Source organism: Streptomyces sp. NPDC088157 (assembly GCF_044741545.1).
Classification (GTDB): Bacteria; Actinomycetota; Actinomycetes; order Streptomycetales; family Streptomycetaceae; genus Streptomyces.
The window spans coordinates 1,420,944-1,441,450 of record NZ_JBIUSU010000001.1 but is presented as its reverse complement, the minus strand read 5'-3'; the positions used below and the strand labels follow the sequence as shown (position 1 = coordinate 1,441,450).

The window sequence follows — 20,507 nt, the reverse complement described above, 5'->3', positions numbered from 1 at the left end:
GTTCGGGCACGTCTGACCAGTACCGCCGCAGGTGTTGCAGGTTCTGCCCTGCTGCCCACGGCAGTAGGGGCAGTTGACGACGGGGACTTGGTCCTTGCGGCACTTGGCGCCGTTGCCCGATCGGCCCGCGCTGAACAGGCCACCGCCGGTCGTGACGGTCCAGTCCTTGCCGTGCCGGGGGCACCGGTGCCCCGAGGTGCAGCGGCCGCACCCCCTGGAACAGCACCGTTCCAGCTGCTGACCACACCTGCACTTCGTCTGACTCATCATTCTTCCTCTCTGCTACGTCAGGCGATGGTCCAGCCGCGCGTGCGCACGCTGCACCGCTGGAAGACCAGCGACAGGCCGCCCGTCAGGCCGATGGCGTTGCCCATCCAGCGGGTGATCGCTCCCATCCGCCGGTCGAAGTACGCCTCTCCGGTGCAGCCGCCGGTGGTGGGCGTGAGGTCGACGTAGAACGTGAAGTACGTGTCGATCTTGTTGCCCGCGGTTACTGTCAAGCCGCTGGTGTCGAAGCGGCTCAGGTAGACCGCCGCCTCCACCCCGGGCCCCGACACAGTCGGCGACGGGGTGCTGAGTTGCTCGGCCACGCCGTTGAAGAGGACCTGCAACGTGTCCTCGACCGAGTGCGGCGAGTCGAAACTGCCGACTCGCTTGGTGAACCTGCCCATGAACGTCCTCCTGAAGTGATGCCGTACGCCCTCGGCTCCGGCTGCGAACAGGCCTGTGGGTGAGGCCGGTTCACACCTTCACCCCGACGCCGTGGGCGTGTCTGTCCCCGGCCGTGGGGACAGACGCCGGGCTTGCACGGGTGGTAGACCTGTTTGCGGGCTGTCGAGTCCGGCCAGGTGGCCGACGGGCCGCGGGGTGAGGAATCGGCATGAACGACACGCAGGGATCGCCCACTGACGGGGATGCCGCGACCCGACCACGCCTGGCCGCGGTCGACGACCATCCCGTGATCCTGCACGGCATCCGGGCGTGCCTGGCCGGGTCGGCACCCGAGATCGACTGGGTGGGGAGCGCGGAGAACATCGATGAGCTGCCGTCCAGGGTGACCGCGCTCCCGTCGGTCGTTCTCCTGGACATCGAGCTGAACGACGGCAGCGACGTCGCCGCCAACGTCCAGCGCCTGCGTGAGTGGGGTCCGCGGGTCATGCTGTTCAGTCGCGAGCACCGACCCGTGGTGGTGCGCCGGGGTATCGAGGCAGGGGCGCTCGGACTGGTGCTGAAGGAGGACCCGGACGTCCAACTCGCCGAAGCCATCAGGGCGGCGCACGCAGGAAAGGCTTACGTGTCCAGCCGGCTGGCCCATCAGATCGTCCACGACCGGCGAGGAAAGGTGCGGCTGAGCCCTCGCCAACTGGAGGTGCTGGAGCTGCTGGCCCGCGGACTCAAGCCGGCGGTCATCGCCCGTCGCCTGTACATGACCGAGGAGACGGTCAGGACTCACCGCAGGAGGGCCATCGAGGCGTTCGCCAAAGACGAGGGGACCCGACCGGCCAGCACCTCCGAGCTGGTGTACCGCTCGATGGTGGACGGCCACATCGACCTCGGCCCGAGCGGTCCCGGCAGGCCCGGCGCGTCGTCCCCGGATGTCGACGGGTGACCCGGCGCGGCACCCATCGCTCCGGAGTGGAGACCGCCCTTCGCCGCTCGTTCGCGGGACTGTCCCTGCTGTTCGCGATCGCGTGGTGGCTCACGGCCCTCTCCCTGGCCGTCTCGGACGACCTGCGTCCGCTGCCCTTGGGCGTCACAGCGCTGTTCGCCGCGTCCGCGACGGCCTGGGCCTACCGGGGGGCGTTCGTCCGCATCGGTCCGGTCGACGCCTGCTCCGCCGTCGCCGTGGCGGTGACCGTGCACACGGCGTACGCCGTGCAGCCGTACGCCGAGCTGGTGGTCGGCCTGCGCTGTATGACGACGGCCGCCGCGGTCCTCCTCGCTGTCGCGTATCTGCCCCGCGCCCGGGGGCTCCCGGCAGCGGTGACCGCGCTGGCGGCGCAGGTGGCCGCCGGGTGGCAGGAGGGTGTGGGAAGCGCCCTGCAGGGGATCTGGCCGCCGCTCGCCGCAGGGGTGGCCGCGGCGGTACTGGCCCCCGTCCTGCGCGCCGCCGGTGACCGTGCGGACACCGCCATGCGCGAGGACGAGGACTCCAGTGAGGCCGCCGCGCGGGGACGGGCCGTCCGGCGAGGCAGACGCGACTTCCAGCGGCTGTTGCACGATGACGTCGGGTCGGCGCTGCGCGTGGCGGGCATGAGCGGCGTGCCCGCAGGGGAACAGCGTGCCGAGGCCCGCCGCGCGCTGGCGGCACTGACGGCCGGCTCGGCCGGCGCCGAGGGCGACGGGGACATCGACCTCGTACCGCTGCTGACCGGGCTGGCGGCGACGTCGGTGGGCGGCGTCCCGCGGCCGCGGGTGACGACGGACTTCCCGCCGGAGCTGCTGGTGCCCGACGATGTGGCCGCCGCGTGCGCGGGAGCGGCCGTCGAGGCGCTGCGCAATGTACGGTACGCCGGTGCCACGCACGTCGTGGTCCGGCTGAGCGGGGACCACCGGGACCTGGAGCTGACCGTGGCGGACGACGGCCGCGGTTTCGTGCCGTCCCAGGTCCGGCGGACCGCCCTGGGCCTGCGCGACTCCATCGGCCGGCGTATGGCCGACATCGGCGGCGTGGCCGACGTACGAACACGGCCCGGATCCGGCACGACGGTGCACCTGCGGTGGACCGCCCCCGACGCGTCCGACGGCGCGCGAGGACAGCCGCGCGGACAGCGGGAGACGCTGCGCGCCGCCGTGGGCGACGTACGCCGTGCACTGGCGGCGGTGTGCCTGCCGTACCTGGTGGTCATGGCCGTCGTCGCGGCGATCCAGACGGCCGGGACACCGACGCTGCTCGGCCACCTCATCTGGTACCTGGCGCTGGCGACGGCCACCTGCGTACTGCTCAGCAGAGCAGACCGGCGGATCAGCGGACGGGTGGCTGTTCCGCTGCTGGCCGTCGCGGTCGCGGGCGCGGTGAGTTGCCTGCTGGTCATCCCGCCGGAAGCAGTCAGGGACTACCGCTCATGGCCGATCGGCGCGGTGACCCCGCTGCTGACCCTGCTCGTCATCGTGCGTCCGGTCCGCCAGACGGTTTTCGCGCTCGTGTGCGAGGAAGCGGGCATCGCCGTGCTGACCGCCCTGGACCCGCCTGCCGACGAGTCGGTGGTGAGCACGGTAGCCATGGCAGTCCCCGCGATGCTCGCTCCGGCGACGGGGGTCGTGATGGGCCTGGTCATACGGCGCACCCTGGTCACCCTGGGCGGGGCCGTACTGGACGCCCACCGGCACCGCATGGTCGTCGTCGCCACAGAGTCCGCCGCACGCGCGAGGGCGCAACAGCACCGCCGTCGACTGCGGGAGATCGACGCGCAGATCGTGCCCTTTCTCCACACGATCGCCGCAGGAGACACCGGCGATGACCGCCCCGGCCCGGCCGCCGTCCGCGCCCGGGCGGACCGGCTGGCCCAGTCCATCCGGGACGAACTGCACCTGCCGGGCGTCCTCGACGGCCCCCTGCGCGACCTCGTCGGCCGCGCCCGCGAGGCGGGCTGCGAGGTGACGATCCACGCCCAGGCAGACGACGACACCGCACCACCTAACACTCCCGCCCGGACGGCCCTGCTGCGCACCGTACTCACCGCCGCCCTGACGGACCAGGACACGCCCGACGAGCTGGTACTCGGCGTCCAGGACGGGCCCGAGGGCCCGGCCCTCAGCCTCGTCACGATGCCGGGCGATCCCCGCCGCAGTGCAGCGCTCCGCGCGGCACTGGAAGGGACTCCGCACACCCTGGAGGACTCCGCCGACCTGACCTGGGCGGAGGCCGTACTGCCGGGAGCAGGGCGGCGCGGATGACCATCGGCTGCCCTGGGAGTCTCCGTTCGATCCGGCCAACGGCTCTCCGGTACAGCGCCCTCACCGACAACAGATGAGAGCAGAAGGGGTCGAAATCCACGTGCCGTTCGGGCCCTGTACGGAATCTGACACGTTGCCGAGCTGGACGTGGTTCCGGGTTGCCGCCGGCCGCCGTCCAGGCTCGGGCCTTCTCGCCGGCGCCGGCGGCCATGATGAAGCTGCCGTCCGGAGCGATGGCGCAGGGGTGCAGCCGGTCGTACGGACCGTGGATCACCCTTCGTACGGTCTGAGTCGCCAGGTCGTAGACAGGGATGAGCTTGTCCCCTCCGACCGTCACCAGCCAGGTGCCGCCCGGTGAAAGCGCGAAGTCGCGGGTGGACGGCGGTACGCGCAGTACTGCACGGACCGCGGACCATGGCCAGGGCGCGACGGAAAGCAAGTTCCCACCCGTTGCCGCACCACCACGACAACTACTCAAGTACTCAAGTACGCATACTCATGTGCGGCCGCAGGGCGCCCCCAAAGATGTGCTCATGGCGCGAACCTCCGGTAGGGAAAAGGCGAATGCCCACCTCCGACGAGGTGCGTTCCGGCCTTCTTCTCCCCCGCTCGTGGCGGGCCCGGCATCCAGTCGTCGCCCTGTTCGCCACAGCTGCTCCTCAGGGGCAGAGCGCGCGGGCCAGTCGGCCTCCGTACCCCCAAGGGGACTCCCCCTTTGCCGAAAGGGACATGCATGAGTCGCGACCTGCGCATACGAGCTGCCACTCCCGAGGACCTGGTCTGGATCCACGAGTTGAGGCACCGCGTGTACGCCCAGGAGCTCGGTCAGCACACGCCGCAACCGGACCGACGGTTGTACGACGCACTGGACGGCGACAACGTCTACCTCGTCGCGGCCCGGGGGCCGGTCCGCATCGGCTTCGTCAGCCTGACTCCGCCGTGGCTGGGCCGCTACGGCCTGGACAAGTACCTGACCCGCGACGAACTGCCGCTGTTGTCCGAGGGGGGACTCTTCGAGATACGCATCCTCACCGTGGAGCCACGCTGGCGCAACACCGCGGTGGCACCACTTCTGATGTACGCGGCCCTGCGCTGGATCTCCTCCCGGGGAGGCCGCACGGTGGTGGCGATGGGCCGCACCGAACTGCTCGACATGTACCTGGCGGTCGGCCTGCGGCCTGTCGGACGCACCGTCCGCAGCGGTGCGGTGACCTTCGAGGTACTGACGGGCGAGGTGGCCGGGCTGACGCAGGTGGCCACCACCCGGTATCGCACCGTCCTGGAGCGGTTCGGCTCCGTGGTCGACTGGCAGTTGGACATGGAATGGGCGCCCGGGCCGGACGGCTGTGAACACGGCGGCGCCTCCTTCACCGCTATTGGAACGGACTTTCGCACCTTGCACCGGCGCCACGAGGTCGTCGCCGCCGACGTGCTGGACGCCTGGTTCCCGCCCGCTCCCGGGGCAGGTGCGGCGCTCACGGAAGACCCGGCCTGGTCCGCCAGAACCTCGCCTCCCACGGGCGCCGAGGGCCTGCTGTCGGAACTCGCGACGGCTCGGGCGCTGCCGGTGGAGACGCTCGTGGCCGGGGCCGGCTCGTCGGACCTGATCTTCAGAGCGTTCGACCGGTGGCTGACCCCGGAGAGCAGGGTGCTTCTGCTGGACCCGGGGTACGGCGAGTACGCCCATGTCACCGAGCGCGTGATCGGGTGCCGAGTGGACCGCTTCCGGTTGCACCGGAGGGACGGATGGCGGATCGACTTCGCCCGGCTGGCTTCTGTCGTCGGGGCGGGTCGCTACGACCTGGTGGTCGTGGTCAACCCGAACAACCCGACCGGACGCCACGCATCCGCCGCCGAACTGCGCACCCTGATCGCGGCCGCCCCGGCCGGGACCCGCTGGTGGATCGACGAGGCCTACCTCGGCTACGTGGACCTGGCGGAGTCGCTCGCCCCACTGGCCGCGGTGGACCCGCGGGTCGTGGTCTGCACCTCGCTGTCCAAGATGTACGCGCTGTCCGGCGTGCGGGCGGCCTTCCTGGTGGCCGAACCCGTCACCGCGGCGCTGCTGCGCCGGTGGACGCCGCCCTGGGCGGTGAGCCTTCCCGCGCAACTCGCCGCCGTGGCCGCCCTGCGGGACCCCGCGCACTACCGCTCCTGCTGGCTCCGCACCCACACCCTGCGCCGTCACCTGGCCGCCGACCTCGCCCGGGTGGCCGACACCGCCGTGATCGAAGAGGGCGTTGCGAACTTCCTCAACATCACCCTGCCGTACGACGGACCGAGCGCTGCCCGCCTGGTGCGGGAGTGCCGCCGGCACGACGTCTACCTGCGCGACCTGTCGCCCCTCTCGCCGCAGTACGAAGGGCGCACGGTACGCGTCGCGGTCAGGGACGCGGCGGAGAACGCGCGCATCGTAGCGGCGTACGGAGCCGCGCTGGAGACGCTGCGACCCGGCTCGCTCTCGCGGCAGTCCGCCGGGTCCCCGGCCGCCGTCGCCGCCGGCCACGCCCGGTGATCAGCGTCGCCTCCCTCGCGCCCGTCCTCGGCGGGGCCCTGGCGATCGGCGGGATCGCCGCAGCACTCTCCGGGCGCCGCGAACTGCTGGTCCGTTGGTGCTGCTGGGCGGTCGGAGTGCCCCTGGTCGCCGGAGCGTTCTGGTGGGGCAGCCCAGGGGTGACGGCTCTCGCGCTCGTGGTCGGGGTGGTCGCGGCGATGGAGTTCGGTGGGCTGGTGGGTCTGTCCCGGCCGGACAGGGCGGTGCTGGCCGCGGCCGTCTCCGGCGTGGTGCTGACATCCTGGCTGGCCCCCGGACACGAGGTGCGGGCGGTGGCGGTCGGCGCGCTGGCCATCGCCGCGGTCCCGCTGCTGGCCGGTGACTCCACCCACGGTCTGCGCCGGCTCGGGGCCGGTCTGCTCGGGCTGGTCTGGCTGAGCGTGCTCGCCGCCCTGGCACCGCTCGGCGCGACCGCGCTCGCCCTGTTCGTCGCTGTCTCGGTGGGCGACATCGTCGCGTACTTCGCCGGTCAACGGCTGGGCGGGCCACGGCTGTCACCGCTCTCCCCGGCCAAGCGGTGGAGCGGAACCCTCTCCGGCGGCGTGGCCGCCCTCGGTGTGCTCGCCGCGCTGTCCGCGCTGAGCCTGCCGATGGCGGTCGCGGTGGCGGTCGGCGCCCCGGCGGGGGACCTCCTCGAATCCATGGTCAAGCGAGGAGCGCAGGCGAAGGACTCCGCTCACTGGCTGGCCGGCTCCGGGGGCCTGCTCGACCGAATCGACTCACTCCTCCTCGCCCTGGCCGTCCTTCTCCTCCTGCGCTGACTCAGGAGCTCAGGAACTTCGGCTGGAGTACGGCCTGCCCGCCGCACACACGCCTCACTCGCCCCCTCCGCCGCAGGACTCCCGTACCAGATAGGTCCATCGTTCTCGGGTTCGAGGACGGCCCGTTCTGGCTCTTGCTGACCACCGGCCCCCGCCGCGGGGAGGTGTGGACGATCGCTGACGTCGGCGCCCTCCCGGTGCCCGGCGACCGGGCATGGGGCTTCGAGGAGTGGTCGGCTTCAGCTTCGACGTCTCCGAGAGGCCAGAGCAGTGACAGCAAGGCCAGCCGCCCGGCCCCTGCTGTCCTGCTGCGGCGGCGAGGCCCGCCGCGCCTCCCGGCTCCCCATGGGAGGCATACGGACCCGGGTCCAGCTGGTGCGGGCCGCGCGCACCCTTCGTAGGCTGTTCCTGCTCGGGGCCTGCTGCGGAGGTGTGCCATGCCCCGAACCATCTGGTCCGGCGCCATCTCGTTCGGCCTGGTCACGGTCCCGATCCACGTCCAGTCCGCCACCGAGAACCACTCGATCCAGTTCCACCAGTACCACCTGGAGGACATGGGCCGGATCCGCACCCGCAAGATCTGCCAGATCGAAGACCGCGAGGTGTCGAACGCGGAGATCGGCAAAGGCTACGAGTACGCCAAGGACCAAGTCGTCGCCATCAGCGACGAGGAGCTCCGCGACCTGCCGCTGCCGACAGCGAAGGCGATCGAGATCGACGCCTTCGTCCCGGCGGACGAGATCGACCCCATCCGGATCGGCGAGGGCTACTACCTCTCCCCCGACGGCCAGGTAGCGGCGAAGCCCTACAAGCTGCTTCGCGAAGCGCTGGCCCGCTCGTCGAAGGTGGCCATCGCCAAGTACGCATGGTCCGGGCGCGAGCGGCTCGGCATGCTCAGGGTCCGCGGCGACGCCATCGTCCTGCACGCGATGCACTGGCCCGACGAGATCCGCGACCCGGCCGAGCTCCTCCCGGAGCCCGTGGACGTGTCCGAGGAGGAGATCAAGGGGGCGCTCGCCCTGATGGAGTCGATGTCCCGCGACGACCTCGAAGGCGACGACTTCAAGGACAGCTACACCGAGGCCATGGAGAAGATCATCGAGTCGAAGCGGGAGGACAAGCCGCTCCCCGAGGTGCCCGAGCCGGAGAAGCCGGGCCGGGTCCTCGACCTGATGACCGCGCTCGAGGAATCCGTGTCCAAGGCGAAGGCGTCCCGCGGCGAGGACGCCGACGTGCACGAGCTGCCGAAGAAGAAGACGGCCGCCAAGAAGACCACCACAGCGAAGAAGCAGCCGGCCAAGAAGACCGCGGCGAAGAAGACGAGCGCGAGGAAGCCACGCCGCAGCGCCTGACCTCAGCCCTCCAGATAACCGAGCCCGCTGTCCGGTCGGCAATGGGTGCAGGCGGGAATGCCCTCGGCGAGCCAGCGCAGCGCGCCACTGCGCTCGATGCTCCGCGACCGTTTGCCCGCCATGTGACAGCCGCCGGCGTGAACCATGTTCGGCGGCGAATCGCGGTTCAGCCCGAGCTCCAGCAGCGGGGGCGGTGCGGCTCAGCCGAGGAATTCGGTGGCGCCGAGGGCGCAATCCCAGTGCCCCACCCCGTGCCGGGCGAGGCCCACCGTGACCAGGCCCGCTCCTTCCAGCCAATGCGCCATCTTCAGGTCGCCGACATCCAGCGGGCGCAGCCCGAGGCTCTTGACGAACACCCCTACGCCCGCCTTGGCCTGCGCACTGTCGCCGGCGATGAACACGTCGGGCCGACCCTTCTCCAGGACGTGACGGAAGACGGTGTTGAATGCCTTCACCACGCTGGCGCTGGCCGGGGCCACCTTGGCGACCTCGTGCGCGATCGAGGTCTCCTCGCGGTGGGCCAGCCCGTCGAACGTGGGATTGAAGGGGTTGCTGATGTCGACGATGAGCTTGCCCGCGAGGGCGTCTCCGTACCGGGCTACGGCCGGAACGACACCGTCGAACAACAGGGCCACGATGACGATGTCCCCGGCCGGGACCGCGCCCCACTCTCCCGTCGTCGCGCCACCGCCGAGAGCCTTGGCCAGGTCAGCGGCCTTGGAGTGATCGCGACCCATGACCTCGACGGTGTTGCCGCCCGCTATCGCCCGCGCGCCGATGGTACGGGCCATGTTCCCGGTGCCGATGATGCTGATGCTGCTCATACGGTGTGCTCTCTTCCTCGTTCTCAAGCTTTCGCTTCGGCTCAGCGCGTCGGCTGAGCTGCGCCTTCCAAGGGGATCAGGTCATAGACACGGGGCGAGGGCATCCGTGATCGTTACTCCCCGTCCCTGCGAAGCTCCCAGGACCGCATGCCCAGGAGTTGCGCAAGATGCCCCTGCGTCTCGACCGCGGACGGCGGCGGGCGCCAGAGAATGGTCACCTCGACGATCTTGCCGTCCTCGTTGAGCAGAATGCAGTCCATGCCGTTGACCGTTGACCACGGTGTCTTCGATCTGCAGCCGGAAGAATGCGGCGTGGCGGGTCCCAACGATTGCAGCTGGTAGGGCTCGAACAGCGCACTCATCGGGATCCCCGGGGCCTGCCCCGGCGCCACGGGCCCGGCAGCCGGCCTTTCCGAGCCGAGTGCCGCTACTGCCGCCCGTGGCGGCAACGTTGCTGCGGGCACACCCCCCAGAGCGCAGTACGACTGTGTTCTCGCGGGTGTGCTGGTGGGTGCTGGCTAGATGCCGGTGGTGCCGCCGTCGGTGACGAGTTCGAGGCCGTTGACGTAGCTGGACTCGTCGGAGGCGAGGAAGAGTGCGACGGTTGCGATCTCTTCGGGGCGGCCCATCTCTCCGCGTGGGATCAGGGATTCGAAGGCTTTCTTGGTGGCCTCGTCGAACAGTTCTTCCTGCTTGGCGGTGGCGACCTGGCCGGGGGTGAGCACGTTGACCCGGATCCTCCTGTCCTTGAGTTCGTTGAGCCATACGCGGGCCCAGGCCTGCTGTACGGCCTTGCTGCCCGCGTAGACGCTCCACCCGGGGAAGCCCTTGAGGGAGGCGTTCGATCCGGTCATGAAGATTGAGGCGCCGTCGTTGAGCAGCGGCAGTGCCTTTTGCACGGTGAACAGGGTGCCGCGCGCGTTGAGCATGAAGGCGCGGTGGAACTGCTCCTCGGTGATCTCGCCGAGCTTGCCCTGTTCACCCATACCGGCGCTGGCCCACAGCACGTCGATCGAGCCCTTTTCCTTCTTGACCGTGTCGTACAGGCGGTCCAGGTCGTCCAGGTCGGCCGCGTCGCCCTGCACTGCGGTCACGTTCCGGCCGATCAGCTTGACGGCTTCATCCAGCGCTTCCTGCCGCCGACCCTGGATGAAGACGTGAGCTCCTTCGTCAACGAACAGTCGGGCGCCGGCCAGCGCCATGCCGGTTGATCCGCCGGTGATCACCGCTACCTTGCCATCGAGCTTTCCCACGATCACTCCATTGAACTGAGGATATTCGGAACGGCCCGGCGTTAAGTACACCGAACTGTTCACTTAACGTATCGGAGGGTCGACCGGGGCGCAAGCTAGGTACACCGCTCGGTACCCGACTGCGCTAAACTGGAAGCATGACGGAGTTGGAGAAGGGCCCCCAAGGCCTACGCCGCGGCAGGGGCGCACGCGAGCGCATCATCAGCGCGTCGCAGCAGTTGTTCCGCGATCAAGGCATCAACCGCACCGGCATGGACCAACTGTGCGCGGCGGCCCAGGTGTCGAAGCGCACGGCATACCAGCACTTCCCCAGCAAGGACGAACTCGTCGCCGAATACCTCCGCCGATTCGATCCCGGCGTCACGGCCGGAGTGTTCGACCGCACCGACCTGACCCCCCGTGAACGACTGCTCGCCGCCTTCGAGCCGCCCACGGGAAAACAGGGCCTCACCCCCCTGTGCCCCTACATCGCGGCGTCCGTCGAACTGCACGACCCCGAACACCCCGCGTCCCAATACGCACGCGACTACAAGTCGACCATCGCCGCGCGCCTGGCCGACACCGCCCGCGAAGCCGGCGCCACCGATCCCGAACAGCTCGGCGAACAACTCGCGCTGCTCCTCGACGGCGCCGCGGCCCGCACCCGGGTCCTCAACACCGAATCCTTCCCCACCGCCGCAGCCATCGCCGCCGTCCTCATCGACAACGCCATCCCCACCACCGCCTAGCGATGACCGCGGAACTGCCAGGTCCGCAGGGAGTGCCAAACTCTCAAACGGACACACCGGGTTATGGCGAACCGTGAGGACGGGAGCGTGACGGAGCTGGCGTCTGGGCCATCACGCAGGGCTTCGGCGTAGCCGTATGGCGTCCGATCTGTGGCTAGGCGAGGTCGACTTCGGCAAGGGCCAGGCGGAAGATGTCCGTGGGCGAGCTCGCGGACCGCGTCGGGATCACGCCCGCCAACCTGGCGGTACTCAAGAACGGCCGCGCCAAGGCGGTGTGCTTCGCGACGCTCGCCGCGCTCTGCGAGGTCCTCAGGTGCCGCCGGGCGACCTGCTGCGCTGGGAGGCCGAGGACACCGCGGGCGAATGAACCGTGCCTGCCGACGCGTCACCGCCGATCCTGCTTGCCTTTGACCAACTCCGCGAGCACCCCGGGGCCTGAGATCCGCCGGCTTCCCCAGTGCCGCCGACGGCCGCCAGAACGCCACACAGGACTCACGCGGAATGTCCGCAGGCCAGAACGACGCCGCATAGACCGCCAGTTCACGCAGTACCGCCATCTGCCCCGCCCGGATCCGATCCACCAGACTCTCCACCCTGTGCCGATCCATGAGATTTCCCAGCCGTTCTCACCCCAAGGAGCCCCCGGGACACAACCACCGCCGTTCGCCGGCAGCACTACGTCCGCGAAGAGGAAACGGCCCCAGGACTCATGGGCCAAGCGGAAAGGCACCAACTGCCCCCGCGACAGCGGACAGGCGCGGACAAGCGGTGATGATGCCCCGGACGGCGCCCCGCGTCCCGGTCCGCGCTCCGTGGCAGGCGCGCTTTCGGTGTGGCGCGAGGTCCCGGCTGGGCAGCATCCCGCTCACCCACGACGGGCTGCACCGGGAGCGTCCCCGGAGCCCGGGTGCTCCAGGACGACGCGCTGACCGACGTCTGCCTACCCGTGGAGATGTTCCGGCACGGGTACTGCCGCGTCACCGTCGAGGACGCCGCCGGAGGTCGCGCCTGGAGCAACCCGATCCATCTGGCCCCGCCCGCCGCGACTGCGGCAGGGACGTAGCCGTCTCCCCCAACCACCCCGCCGCATATCTCAGCCTGCCTCATGAAGGGACCCGTCATCATGCTCTGGCCCGCCCTGCGCGCGCTGGCCCACGGCGAACTCACCAACGAGCAGCTGGGATGGCCGCGCGACACCTTCCGCCTCACCGCCGGACCCCGCACTGAGGGCCCCGGTGCTTGTCGAGGCCCGCCTTGTCCGCGACAGGCCGCCGTCGCCGGCTGGTCCCGGACGACGGCGAGGTCGAAGACGACCTGGTGCGGGAGCGTACTCGCGCGGGCCTTTCAGTGTGCCGGGATCGCCGAGGTGCCCGGGCGTTGTTGAGAGCTGGAGCCTCTGACGTACGGTCAGCTGCCGCCAGGTGTTCCAAGGCTCACACTGACCCGTTGCTGACCTTTCCGATGAGCCATCAGCCCTGGATGCCAGAACCGCGACGGGCCGGTGGTCGCGGCCCACGGTCGGCGGGCCCGCGCCGGTGGCGGTCTGGCGGCCCGCGACGACTGTGACGACTGTGACGACTAGTACTGCAACGGTGCTTAGGGTCTGTTGCGGAAGTGGATCTTGGTGGTGGATGATCAAGCCCAGATGCCGTCGCCGAGGTGGCCAGCCTGCTCGCGTCGGCTGACGCCCGCCGGTGACGGCGGGGCGCGGGCTCCCACCACAGGCCGAGTCGGCCAGGTAGAGCCCGGTCGGCAAGGCCACGGCCACCACGCCCGATGCCCGGTCCGGCCTGCTGGGCCGTACCGGGCATCGGGCGTTATAGGGGGCTGCCTGGGTCACGCCTCGGCGACTTGGAGCAGCCAGCTGACCGGGATGTCGTCCTCGGTGTCGCTCGCGCTCTTCCTGACGCGGCCGATGGCGATCTTCTGCGTACTCGTCGGGAGCTTCGCGCCGTTGTGGACCCGGCCGCCTGCCTGCGTGACGTTGAGGTCCACGGCGGCGCTCCAGTTGGAGCCGTCGTGCCAGTTCACCTTGATCTTTGCATCCCCCCAGGCGGAGCCGAAGCTGATCCACATGTCGCCCGACCAGCCGGCCTGGTTGGCCGCCGGGACGGCCAGGACGATGCCGTACTTGTAGTGGATGAGCCCGCCGCTCTCAGTGAACGCGAAGCCGGGTGGAATCTCGCCAGTCTGGAAGTTCGCCATTCAGTGCTCCTTGCCTGTCACTGCTCCGGTGCCGCGGGAAGCGACGCCGCACCGCAGCCCGCAGACCACGGCACGAACGACGCTAGGGACGCATTCAGGATCCTCCTCAACTTCCCAGGCCAAACCATCAGTTGAGGGGTAGTGCAAGCATGCCCAGCTCATCCGCTCCGCTCCTGCGCTCCCGGATGCCCCCTGCTGCACCCCAGGGAGCGGCTGACTCCTTCGGCCGTCGGCCGGGGCCTAGGATCTGCTACGGAAGCGGATCTTGGTCGTGGATGATCACGCCTCGTGGGGCATGGTGATCTGACGAGCGGCCAGTGGGCCCGGCTGGAGCCGTTGTTGCCGCAGGGCATCAAGCCGGGCCGTCCACCGGTGTGGACGCGGCGGCAGCTGATAGACGGCATACGTTGGCGAACCCGGACGGGTGCGCCCTGGCGGGATGTGCCGGAACGATACAGGCCCTGCTGTCAGGTGTTGGTGAAGCGGCCCGCCTGGGCGAGGATCTGCTCCGGGTCGTCGATCGGCGGGTAGATCCAGATCGCGTTGATGTTCCGCTTGAGGGTCTTGGCCTCCTGCCCGGTCAGCGCGATTTTGCGGTTCCACCCTTCGGTGAAGACGGCACCGGCGGGGCCGAGGTCGAGGCAGGTGACGTAGGGGTCGGGGGTGAAGGGCAGCGGAGTGTTGCCCAGGAGGTCGGCCGCCACGTTGTGTCCGGCGAACTTGCCCATGGGCAGGGCGTGCTGGCAGGACTGCACGGTGGAGTAGCCGTCTTCGGCGGGGGCAAGCGCGGTGTCGCCCGCCGCGTAGACGTCGGGAACTCCGATCACCCTCAGGCGGGCGTCCCCAAGCCGAGTCGTCCCAGGCGGTCGCGTTCGCCGGGGGATCTGGGCCGTGAGCGGGCTCGCGGCCATACCGGCCGTCCACACGACGGTCGCCGCGGGGATCGCTTCGCCGTCCGAGAGAGTGACGTCCCAGCTGGTCACCGATGACACGGTGCGTCCCAGCCGTCGTTCGACCTTCAGTTCGTCGATCGCGTCGTCGATGTTCGGGCGGGGGCCGGGGCCGAGCTCCGGGCCCACGACGCCGGCGCGGTCGACCAGGACCACCCGGACGTCTTCCGCCGCGCTGTCGCGGTCGGCGATCGCGCAGAGCCGTTCGCCCCGTGCGGTGGCGATCTCCAGGCCGGTGAAACCGGCGCCGACCACGACGGCGGTGTAGCGGCCCGGAGAGGATGCCTGTTCGAGCAGCCTTCGCGGGGCTGCCCCTCCGGGATCGTCGGGGAACACGTGATCACCGGTCCGGCGGAGGATACAGCCACCGCCTCAGCAGGCGGCTCAGCCTCGGCATCACCACATACGTCAGCGTCGGCAGCAGCACGATCGGGAACACGGCGGCCCGCAGCGGCAGGGGCCAAGCACCCGTGCGGGGGGTCACCAGCCACTGGATCAGCAGCGTGAACGGATAGGCGCCGAGAAAGGTGGTGAGCACCATCTTCCACCGGGGTGGGGCCTGCACAGTAGTGCCTGGCAGGTTGAACCAGGTCTCCATCCCGGACGTCGACTGCCGCTCGCTGCCGATCTCCGTGGCGACGCCCTCGATCCGAGCGTGCCAGGACGCCCGCTCGTCCGACTCCAGCCACGCGGCGAGCCGGTGCGGATCGGACCAGCGCAGCATCGCGTGGAAGCGGTGGCCCTCCTCGGGGCGCAGCCACGAGACGCCCTCGTTGCCCGGGAACCGTCTGGCGCAACGGGTGATCCCGTGCGTCCAGTCCTCGAACTCGCGCTCCCGGCCCGGGCGCACCTCCCAGGTGAGGACCGTGGTAACCGGCTCGCCCCGCCGTACGTCAGTGGTGCTCATGCTCACCACGTGTGCCACGTAAGCCACCGGTCATGCCTCCAGACCTCACGCGCCCTGCGAGCCGGGGGGTGCGATCAGGATCTCAATCGACCCGCTCGGGCCGGGAACATTCGCACCCCTTGAGCACCTCGGGGGAACCGTGGGTGTCCTGGCGGATGGCGCGCATGGTGGTGGAATTTGTCATGTGTCCAGCGTCGCGGCTTGCCGCACGGCGACACCATGGCATGAATGCCAATCCTCTGCGGCGATCCCGCCGCGCGTCGTCGATGTCCCGCAGTCCGGTGGCGATGTGGCTGTCATCAAGCCTTGTTCGGGTCGCCGTTCGGGTGTCACACCGGACGGCCGTGACGGGCTCTCAGTGTGGTGGCCGCGTAAATCCCTGGTTTCGATCTCTTGACGCGCAGCGTTGTGACCGTTCACAATCCTGCCGTGGACGTGACCGGTCACACAAGCTCCGGCAGCCGACCGGGCCCTGGAGATCGGTTACGCGAAGTTCGACGCAGGGTCTTGCTCGCTCAGGGGCCCGGTCCACGCTCGCGTACCCAATCGATACGCATCGACGATGACGGCAGGAGGCGGCGACTATGTTCACCAGCAAGGACGTCGCCCGCCTCGCCGGCGTTTCGCAGAGCACCGTCTCCTACGTCATGACGGGTAAGCGCCCGATCTCGGGAGAGACCCGCAAGCGGGTCCAGGCCGCGATCGACCTGCTGTCCTACCAGCCGAACGCGGGCGCACAGGCGCTGGCCAGCAGCCGTACGCGGGTCATCGGACTGGTGGTCCCGGTGGGCGGAGACCTGGGCAACACAGGTGTCGTGCCGTTCCTGGAGTCGATCACCCAGTGCGCGAGGGAGGCCGACTACGACGTGCTCCTGGTGACCGCGGACGAGGGCGCCGCGGGGCTGAGCAGGCTCGACGGCCGGTCTCTGTGCGACGCGATCGTCATGATGGTCATCGCAGCCGACGACGAGCGGATCCCGGTGATCTCCTCATTGCGGGTGCCGGTGGTCCTGCTCGGCGTCCCCGACGACCCCTCCGGTCTGTACTGCGTGGACATCGACTTCACACAGGCCGGCCGGCTCGCGGTGCAGGAGCTGGTCAGCACCGGCCACGAACGCATCGTGGTGATCGGCCACCCGCCGCACACGGTGGCCCGTGGCAACAGCTTCGTGGGCCAGTTCCAGCGCGGCGTCAACGAGGCGGCCACCGCCGCCGGTATCCGCACCGGACTCGTCCAACTGCCGGAATCCACGCCGTCGGGTGCCCGTCTGGTGGTGGACCAGGCGCTGAGCAGTGCCGAGCGACCCGACGGGCTGATCGTGCCGCACACCTCGGCCATCCCACATGTGCTGGGAGCCCTGCTGCGGCGCGGGCTGGTGCCCGGTCGCGACATCTCGGTCGTCGGGCACTGCACGGACTCTGCGGCCGAGGAGACGGAGCCGAAGGTCACGAACGTCTCCCACGCTCCCCGCGAAATCTCCCGTCGCGCGATGCGCACCCTGTTCGCCTTACTGGACGGAGAAGGCGGAAACCCGCCGCCGTACGGCGTCGACCTGGTCCCCTCCCGGCTGACCCGCCGCGAGACGACCGTCACCACTGTCCGCCCCTGATCTCCAGGCCGACCCCTCCAGCAGGAAACCCACCGACCGCCGGACGCGCACGACATGCCATCGATCGTCGATACGCATCGACGAGCCGTCGACCCGGCGCTCGTCGGGTATCGCGGCCTGCGCCGGCGCGCATCCGGACCAGCCAGAACATCCAAGTCGCACTGAAGCCAAAGGAACCGACAGTGTCCCATCACGGCAGCGAAACCTCATCACGGCCCGCCAGACAGGCGCCCTCCCCCGCAGGACGCAGGCGGCGGTACCTGGCCGCGATCGCCCTCACGATGGCCACCGCGCTGACGGGAGCCGCTTGTAGTTCCTCGGGAACGTCGTCCGACAGCGCGAAGGGGCCGGTCACGCTGACCTTCTGGGTGAAGACACCGTTCCCCGACAGCAAGGTCCTGCTCGACCTGTGGAAGAAGCAGCACCCCGACATCAACATCAAGATGGAGATCGTGTCGGCCAGTGGGAACGCCATCCCGCAGGCCAAGCTGCTGCTCGACGTCAAGGCGGACAAGGCGCCCGACATCGCGGCCTTCGACACCCAGTACCTGCCGCAGTTCGTCACCACCGGATCCGTGCTCGACCTGAAGACCGTCAGCGGCGGCAACGCATCCGCGCTCGCCTCCAACTACGAGGCGTGGGCGTGGAGCACGGTCCAGGTCGGTGACGGTCTGTACGGGCTACCGATCGACTCGGGCCCGCTGTCCCTGTACTACCGCAAGGACCTGTTCGAGAAGTACGACCTGCCGGTCCCGACAACGATGGACGAGTACGTCCAGTCCTCGATCGCCCTGCACAAGAAGGACCCCAGTGTGTACATGGGGAACCTGCCCACCAACGACGCCTCCCCGTTCAACGCGCTGACCTGGGCCGCCGGGGCCAGGCCGTTCAAGGTGAAGGGCAACAGCTGGGTGGTGGACATCGCCAACCCCGAAGCGCTGAAGGTCGCGAACACCATGCAGAAGCTCCTCGACGAGAAGGCCGTCCTGACGCTGCCGCAGTTCTCCAGCCAGTGGGGGCAGGACCTCAACACGGGCAAGGTCGCCTCCTGGATAAGCGCCGCCTGGGCACCAGGCCCGCTGAAGTCGGTCGCGCCGAAGACCACGGGCAAGTGGGCTGTCGCCCCCCTGCCGCAGTGGACGCCGGGCACTGCGGCCAGCGGTAGCTGGGGCGGATCCTCCACGGTCGTCTTCAAGTCGACCAAGCACCCCAAGGAAGCCCTGGAGTTCGCCAAGTTCATCACCACGAACCAGCAGGTGTGGTCGGACTACTGGATCCCCAAGATCACCATCTACCCGACGAACCTGCAGGCTCAGAAGAGCGCGGCGCTCAGCAAGCCGGACAGCTTCTTCGGGGGACAGAAGATCTACGACACGATCTCCGCCTCGAACCACAGCGTCGCGCGCGACTTCAACTACGGGCCGGTGGCGAACGAATGGTTCACCACCGAGCAGAACTACCTCAGCCAAGCGGTGAACGGGAAGATGACGCTGGCCGAGGCGCTCGAGGAGACGCAGAATTCGGTCGTTGCCTACATGCGCAAGCAGGGCCTGAGCGTCCAGGAATCGTGATGACGACGACCCTCGACAGTGCTCCTCGCGCCCGAGGGCGTGAGGAGCCGATGCGGAGCCGCCCACCGCGGCTCCGCCAGGACCGCAGGCGCCGTGTGGCCGCCTACGGTTTCCTGGCACCGTTCATGCTGCTCTTCGCCGCCCTGTTCTTCTTCCCGATCGGCTACGCCCTCTACACGAGTCTGTTCCGGCAGACCTTCGACGGCCTCGGTTTCGGCGGCTCCCAGCTCAAGTTCGTGGGGCTGAGCAGCTACGTCACCGTCTTCACCACCCCGGACTTCTACAACGGCGTCTTCCGGCTTCTCCAGTTCGGCGTCATCGTGGTCCCCCTCATCCTCGCCGTGGCGATCCTGCTGGCGCTGATGCTCGACTCCCGACTGGCGTTCATGAAGAGGCTGTTCAGGGCCGCCTTCGTCCTTCCGTACACCGTGCCGGGTGTGATCGCGGCCCTGTTGTGGGGCTTCCTCTACCAGCCGGGGCTGAGCCCGATCACCTCGGCCACCCAGAGCATGGGGCTCGGCTCGGTGGACCTCGTGGGCTCCGACCTGGTCCTCGGCTCGATCGGCAACATCATGGTCTGGGCCGGGGTCGGCTTCAACATGCTGATCATCTACGCGGCACTGCAGTCGATCCCCGCCGGCATCGTCGAGGCGGCGCGGGTCGACGGGGCCGGCGAGATCAGGATCGCGCTGCGGATCAAGCTGCCGATCGTCATGCCGGCTGTCGTGATGACGGGCCTGTTCACCATCATCGGCACGCTGCAGCTCTTCAACGAGCCGGTCATCCTGTCGAAGATCTCGAACGCCATCAGCAGTAACTACACGCCGAACATGATGGCGTACAACGCCGCTTACGGGAACAACGACGAACCGTTGTCAGCCGCGATCTCGGTGTCGCTGGCGTTGATCGCCTTCGTGCTGTCGTTCGGGTTCCTGCGTCTGACGGCCCGCTCGTCCGGTCTGTCCGCCCCCAAGGAGACGTCATGAGCGTCGTCAGCCGGGCGGCATCCCCGGCCCGCTCGAAGTGGATGCTCGGGCGCATCCCTCTCGGCCTGGTGATGGTGCTCTTCGCCCTGTACTTCTTCATACCGGTCTGGTGGCTGCTCGTGGCGGCCAGCAAGGACGCGGGCACGCTGTACTCCAGCTTCAGCCTCTGGTTCGCCGCGCCCGGCCGCGTCATGGACAACCTGCGGCTGACGTTCGACTACGAGAACGGCATCTACCTGCGGTGGCTCGCCAACAGCGTCGGCTACTCGGTGATCGGCGGGGCCGTCTCCACGATGCTGGCCGCCGCGGCGGGCTACGCGTTCGCCAAGTTCGACTTCCGCGGCCGCAGTTTCCTCTTCACCCTGGTCCTGGGCGGCGTCCTGGTCCCCCAGGCGGCCCTGGTCATGCCCCTGTTCCTGATGATGAGCGCGACCCATCTGACGGACACGTACTGGGCCGTACTGCTGCCCTCGTTCGTCAATCCGTTCGGGGTGTACCTGGCCCGCATCTATGTGCAGTCCATGGTCCCGGACGACCTGCTCAACGCGGCGAGGATCGACGGGGCCGGCGAGTTCCGGACCTTCCGGTCGATGGTCCTGCCCACGCTCGCGCCGGGGCTGGTGACCATCTTCTTCTTCCAGGCGGTCGCCATCTGGAACAACTTCTTCCTCTCCCTGGTCATGCTCAAGAGCAGCTCGCTGTACCCCGTGACCCTCGGGCTGGACATCCTCAACGGGGAAATCCGCACCGTGGGCGCCTCGCCGGACCTGATCAGCATCGTCATGATGGGCTCGCTCCTCTCCATCCTGCCGCTGGCGGCCGGCTTCTTCGCCCTGCAGAAGTACTGGCGCCCCACCCTCGTCGGCACCGGGTTCAACGGATGACCGGGCCGGACTCACCTGATGAAGG

20 protein-coding genes and 1 pseudogene are annotated in these 20,507 nt (G+C 69.3%); 13 read left to right on the top strand and 8 right to left on the bottom strand.

What is annotated here, in order from left to right:
• Positions 1–287: 287 nt before the first annotated feature.
• On the bottom strand, positions 288–671 hold the full coding sequence (locus ACIPFH_RS06010; protein ID WP_401823492.1) for a hypothetical protein: 384 nt from the start codon (positions 669–671) through the stop codon (positions 288–290).
• Positions 672–880: 209 nt separating this feature from the next.
• Here ACIPFH_RS06010 and ACIPFH_RS06005 point away from each other — a divergent pair, with 209 nt between their 5' ends.
• The 5 genes from ACIPFH_RS06005 (at position 881) to ACIPFH_RS05985 (ending at position 8,564) form a co-directional block, all read left to right on the top strand.
• Positions 881–1,609: a response regulator gene (locus ACIPFH_RS06005; protein WP_401823489.1), complete on the top strand. Its 729-nt coding sequence runs from the start codon at positions 881–883 to the stop codon at positions 1,607–1,609.
• Positions 1,610–1,635: 26 nt separating this feature from the next.
• Positions 1,636–3,897 carry a sensor histidine kinase gene (locus tag ACIPFH_RS06000; RefSeq protein ID WP_401823486.1) on the top strand — a complete coding sequence of 754 codons (2,262 nt, stop codon included), beginning with the start codon at positions 1,636–1,638 and terminating at the stop codon, positions 3,895–3,897.
• A 733-nt stretch (positions 3,898–4,630) separates the two neighbouring features.
• Positions 4,631–6,412 (top strand): aminotransferase class I/II-fold pyridoxal phosphate-dependent enzyme, encoded by a 1,782-nt coding sequence (locus ACIPFH_RS05995; RefSeq protein ID WP_401823484.1) that lies wholly within the window; start codon positions 4,631–4,633, stop codon positions 6,410–6,412.
• Positions 6,409–7,212 (top strand): phosphatidate cytidylyltransferase, encoded by an 804-nt coding sequence (locus ACIPFH_RS05990; RefSeq protein WP_401823481.1) that lies wholly within the window; start codon positions 6,409–6,411, stop codon positions 7,210–7,212. The genes ACIPFH_RS05995 and ACIPFH_RS05990 overlap by 4 nt, the downstream gene beginning before the upstream one ends.
• Positions 7,213–7,649: 437 nt before the next feature.
• Positions 7,650–8,564, top strand: coding sequence for a Ku protein (locus ACIPFH_RS05985; protein WP_401823478.1), 915 nt, complete (start codon positions 7,650–7,652; stop codon positions 8,562–8,564).
• Positions 8,565–8,566: 2 nt separating this feature from the next.
• On the opposite strand, the gene ACIPFH_RS05980 is transcribed toward ACIPFH_RS05985, so the two are convergent.
• The 4 genes from ACIPFH_RS05980 to ACIPFH_RS05965 all read right to left on the bottom strand — a co-directional run bounded on the left by ACIPFH_RS05980 (position 8,567) and on the right by ACIPFH_RS05965 (position 10,641).
• Positions 8,567–8,734 (bottom strand): DUF6233 domain-containing protein, encoded by a 168-nt coding sequence (locus tag ACIPFH_RS05980; RefSeq protein ID WP_401823777.1) that lies wholly within the window; start codon positions 8,732–8,734, stop codon positions 8,567–8,569.
• A gap of 30 nt (positions 8,735–8,764) precedes the next feature.
• Positions 8,765–9,388 (bottom strand): NADPH-dependent F420 reductase, encoded by a 624-nt coding sequence (locus tag ACIPFH_RS05975; protein ID WP_401823477.1) that lies wholly within the window; start codon positions 9,386–9,388, stop codon positions 8,765–8,767.
• A 113-nt stretch (positions 9,389–9,501) separates the two neighbouring features.
• The gene (locus ACIPFH_RS05970; RefSeq protein WP_401823474.1) at positions 9,502–9,648 is read right to left on the bottom strand and encodes a hypothetical protein; all 147 of its coding nucleotides are present in this window, start codon (positions 9,646–9,648) and stop codon (positions 9,502–9,504) included.
• Positions 9,649–9,906: 258 nt separating this feature from the next.
• Positions 9,907–10,641 carry an SDR family NAD(P)-dependent oxidoreductase gene (locus tag ACIPFH_RS05965; RefSeq protein WP_401823472.1) on the bottom strand — a complete coding sequence of 245 codons (735 nt, stop codon included), beginning with the start codon at positions 10,639–10,641 and terminating at the stop codon, positions 9,907–9,909.
• A gap of 137 nt (positions 10,642–10,778) precedes the next feature.
• Between ACIPFH_RS05965 and ACIPFH_RS05960 the strand changes: the two genes are divergently transcribed.
• From ACIPFH_RS05960 to ACIPFH_RS05950, 3 genes and pseudogenes are all read left to right on the top strand, one after another.
• Complete coding sequence (locus tag ACIPFH_RS05960; protein WP_401823469.1) at positions 10,779–11,369, top strand: TetR/AcrR family transcriptional regulator; 591 nt, start codon at positions 10,779–10,781, stop codon at positions 11,367–11,369.
• Positions 11,370–11,560: 191 nt separating this feature from the next.
• Positions 11,561–11,736: pseudogene (locus ACIPFH_RS05955) on the top strand (helix-turn-helix domain-containing protein).
• A gap of 540 nt (positions 11,737–12,276) precedes the next feature.
• Positions 12,277–12,432 carry a hypothetical protein gene (locus tag ACIPFH_RS05950; protein ID WP_401823467.1) on the top strand — a complete coding sequence of 52 codons (156 nt, stop codon included), beginning with the start codon at positions 12,277–12,279 and terminating at the stop codon, positions 12,430–12,432.
• A 773-nt stretch (positions 12,433–13,205) separates the two neighbouring features.
• Here the strand turns inward: ACIPFH_RS05950 and ACIPFH_RS05945 are convergent.
• Complete coding sequence (locus ACIPFH_RS05945; protein WP_030895169.1) at positions 13,206–13,574, bottom strand: hypothetical protein; 369 nt, start codon at positions 13,572–13,574, stop codon at positions 13,206–13,208.
• Between the two features lie 288 nt (positions 13,575–13,862).
• Here ACIPFH_RS05945 and ACIPFH_RS05940 point away from each other — a divergent pair, with 288 nt between their 5' ends.
• The gene (locus ACIPFH_RS05940) at positions 13,863–14,105 is read left to right on the top strand and encodes a transposase (protein ID WP_401823464.1); all 243 of its coding nucleotides are present in this window, start codon (positions 13,863–13,865) and stop codon (positions 14,103–14,105) included.
• On the opposite strand, the gene ACIPFH_RS05935 is transcribed toward ACIPFH_RS05940, so the two are convergent.
• On the bottom strand, positions 14,042–14,860 hold the full coding sequence (locus ACIPFH_RS05935) for an NAD(P)/FAD-dependent oxidoreductase (RefSeq protein WP_401823462.1): 819 nt from the start codon (positions 14,858–14,860) through the stop codon (positions 14,042–14,044). The two genes, ACIPFH_RS05940 and ACIPFH_RS05935, sit on opposite strands and share 64 nt — an antisense overlap.
• Positions 14,861–14,864: 4 nt before the next feature.
• Positions 14,865–15,431 carry an antibiotic biosynthesis monooxygenase gene (locus tag ACIPFH_RS05930; protein ID WP_401823460.1) on the bottom strand — a complete coding sequence of 189 codons (567 nt, stop codon included), beginning with the start codon at positions 15,429–15,431 and terminating at the stop codon, positions 14,865–14,867.
• Between the two features lie 584 nt (positions 15,432–16,015).
• Between ACIPFH_RS05930 and ACIPFH_RS05925 the strand changes: the two genes are divergently transcribed.
• The 4 genes from ACIPFH_RS05925 (at position 16,016) to ACIPFH_RS05910 (ending at position 20,482) form a co-directional block, all read left to right on the top strand.
• Positions 16,016–17,041, top strand: a complete 1,026-nt coding sequence (locus ACIPFH_RS05925) for a LacI family DNA-binding transcriptional regulator (RefSeq protein WP_401823459.1) — start codon at positions 16,016–16,018, stop codon at positions 17,039–17,041.
• Between the two features lie 281 nt (positions 17,042–17,322).
• Positions 17,323–18,612: an ABC transporter substrate-binding protein gene (locus ACIPFH_RS05920; protein WP_401823457.1), complete on the top strand. Its 1,290-nt coding sequence runs from the start codon at positions 17,323–17,325 to the stop codon at positions 18,610–18,612.
• A complete protein-coding gene (locus ACIPFH_RS05915; protein WP_401823456.1) occupies positions 18,612–19,598 on the top strand; it encodes a carbohydrate ABC transporter permease in 987 nt (328 codons plus the stop codon). The genes ACIPFH_RS05920 and ACIPFH_RS05915 overlap by 1 nt, the downstream gene beginning before the upstream one ends.
• Positions 19,595–20,482 carry a carbohydrate ABC transporter permease gene (locus tag ACIPFH_RS05910; RefSeq protein WP_401823454.1) on the top strand — a complete coding sequence of 296 codons (888 nt, stop codon included), beginning with the start codon at positions 19,595–19,597 and terminating at the stop codon, positions 20,480–20,482. Before ACIPFH_RS05915 ends, ACIPFH_RS05910 begins: the two co-directional genes overlap by 4 nt.
• Positions 20,483–20,507: the final 25 nt, after the last annotated feature.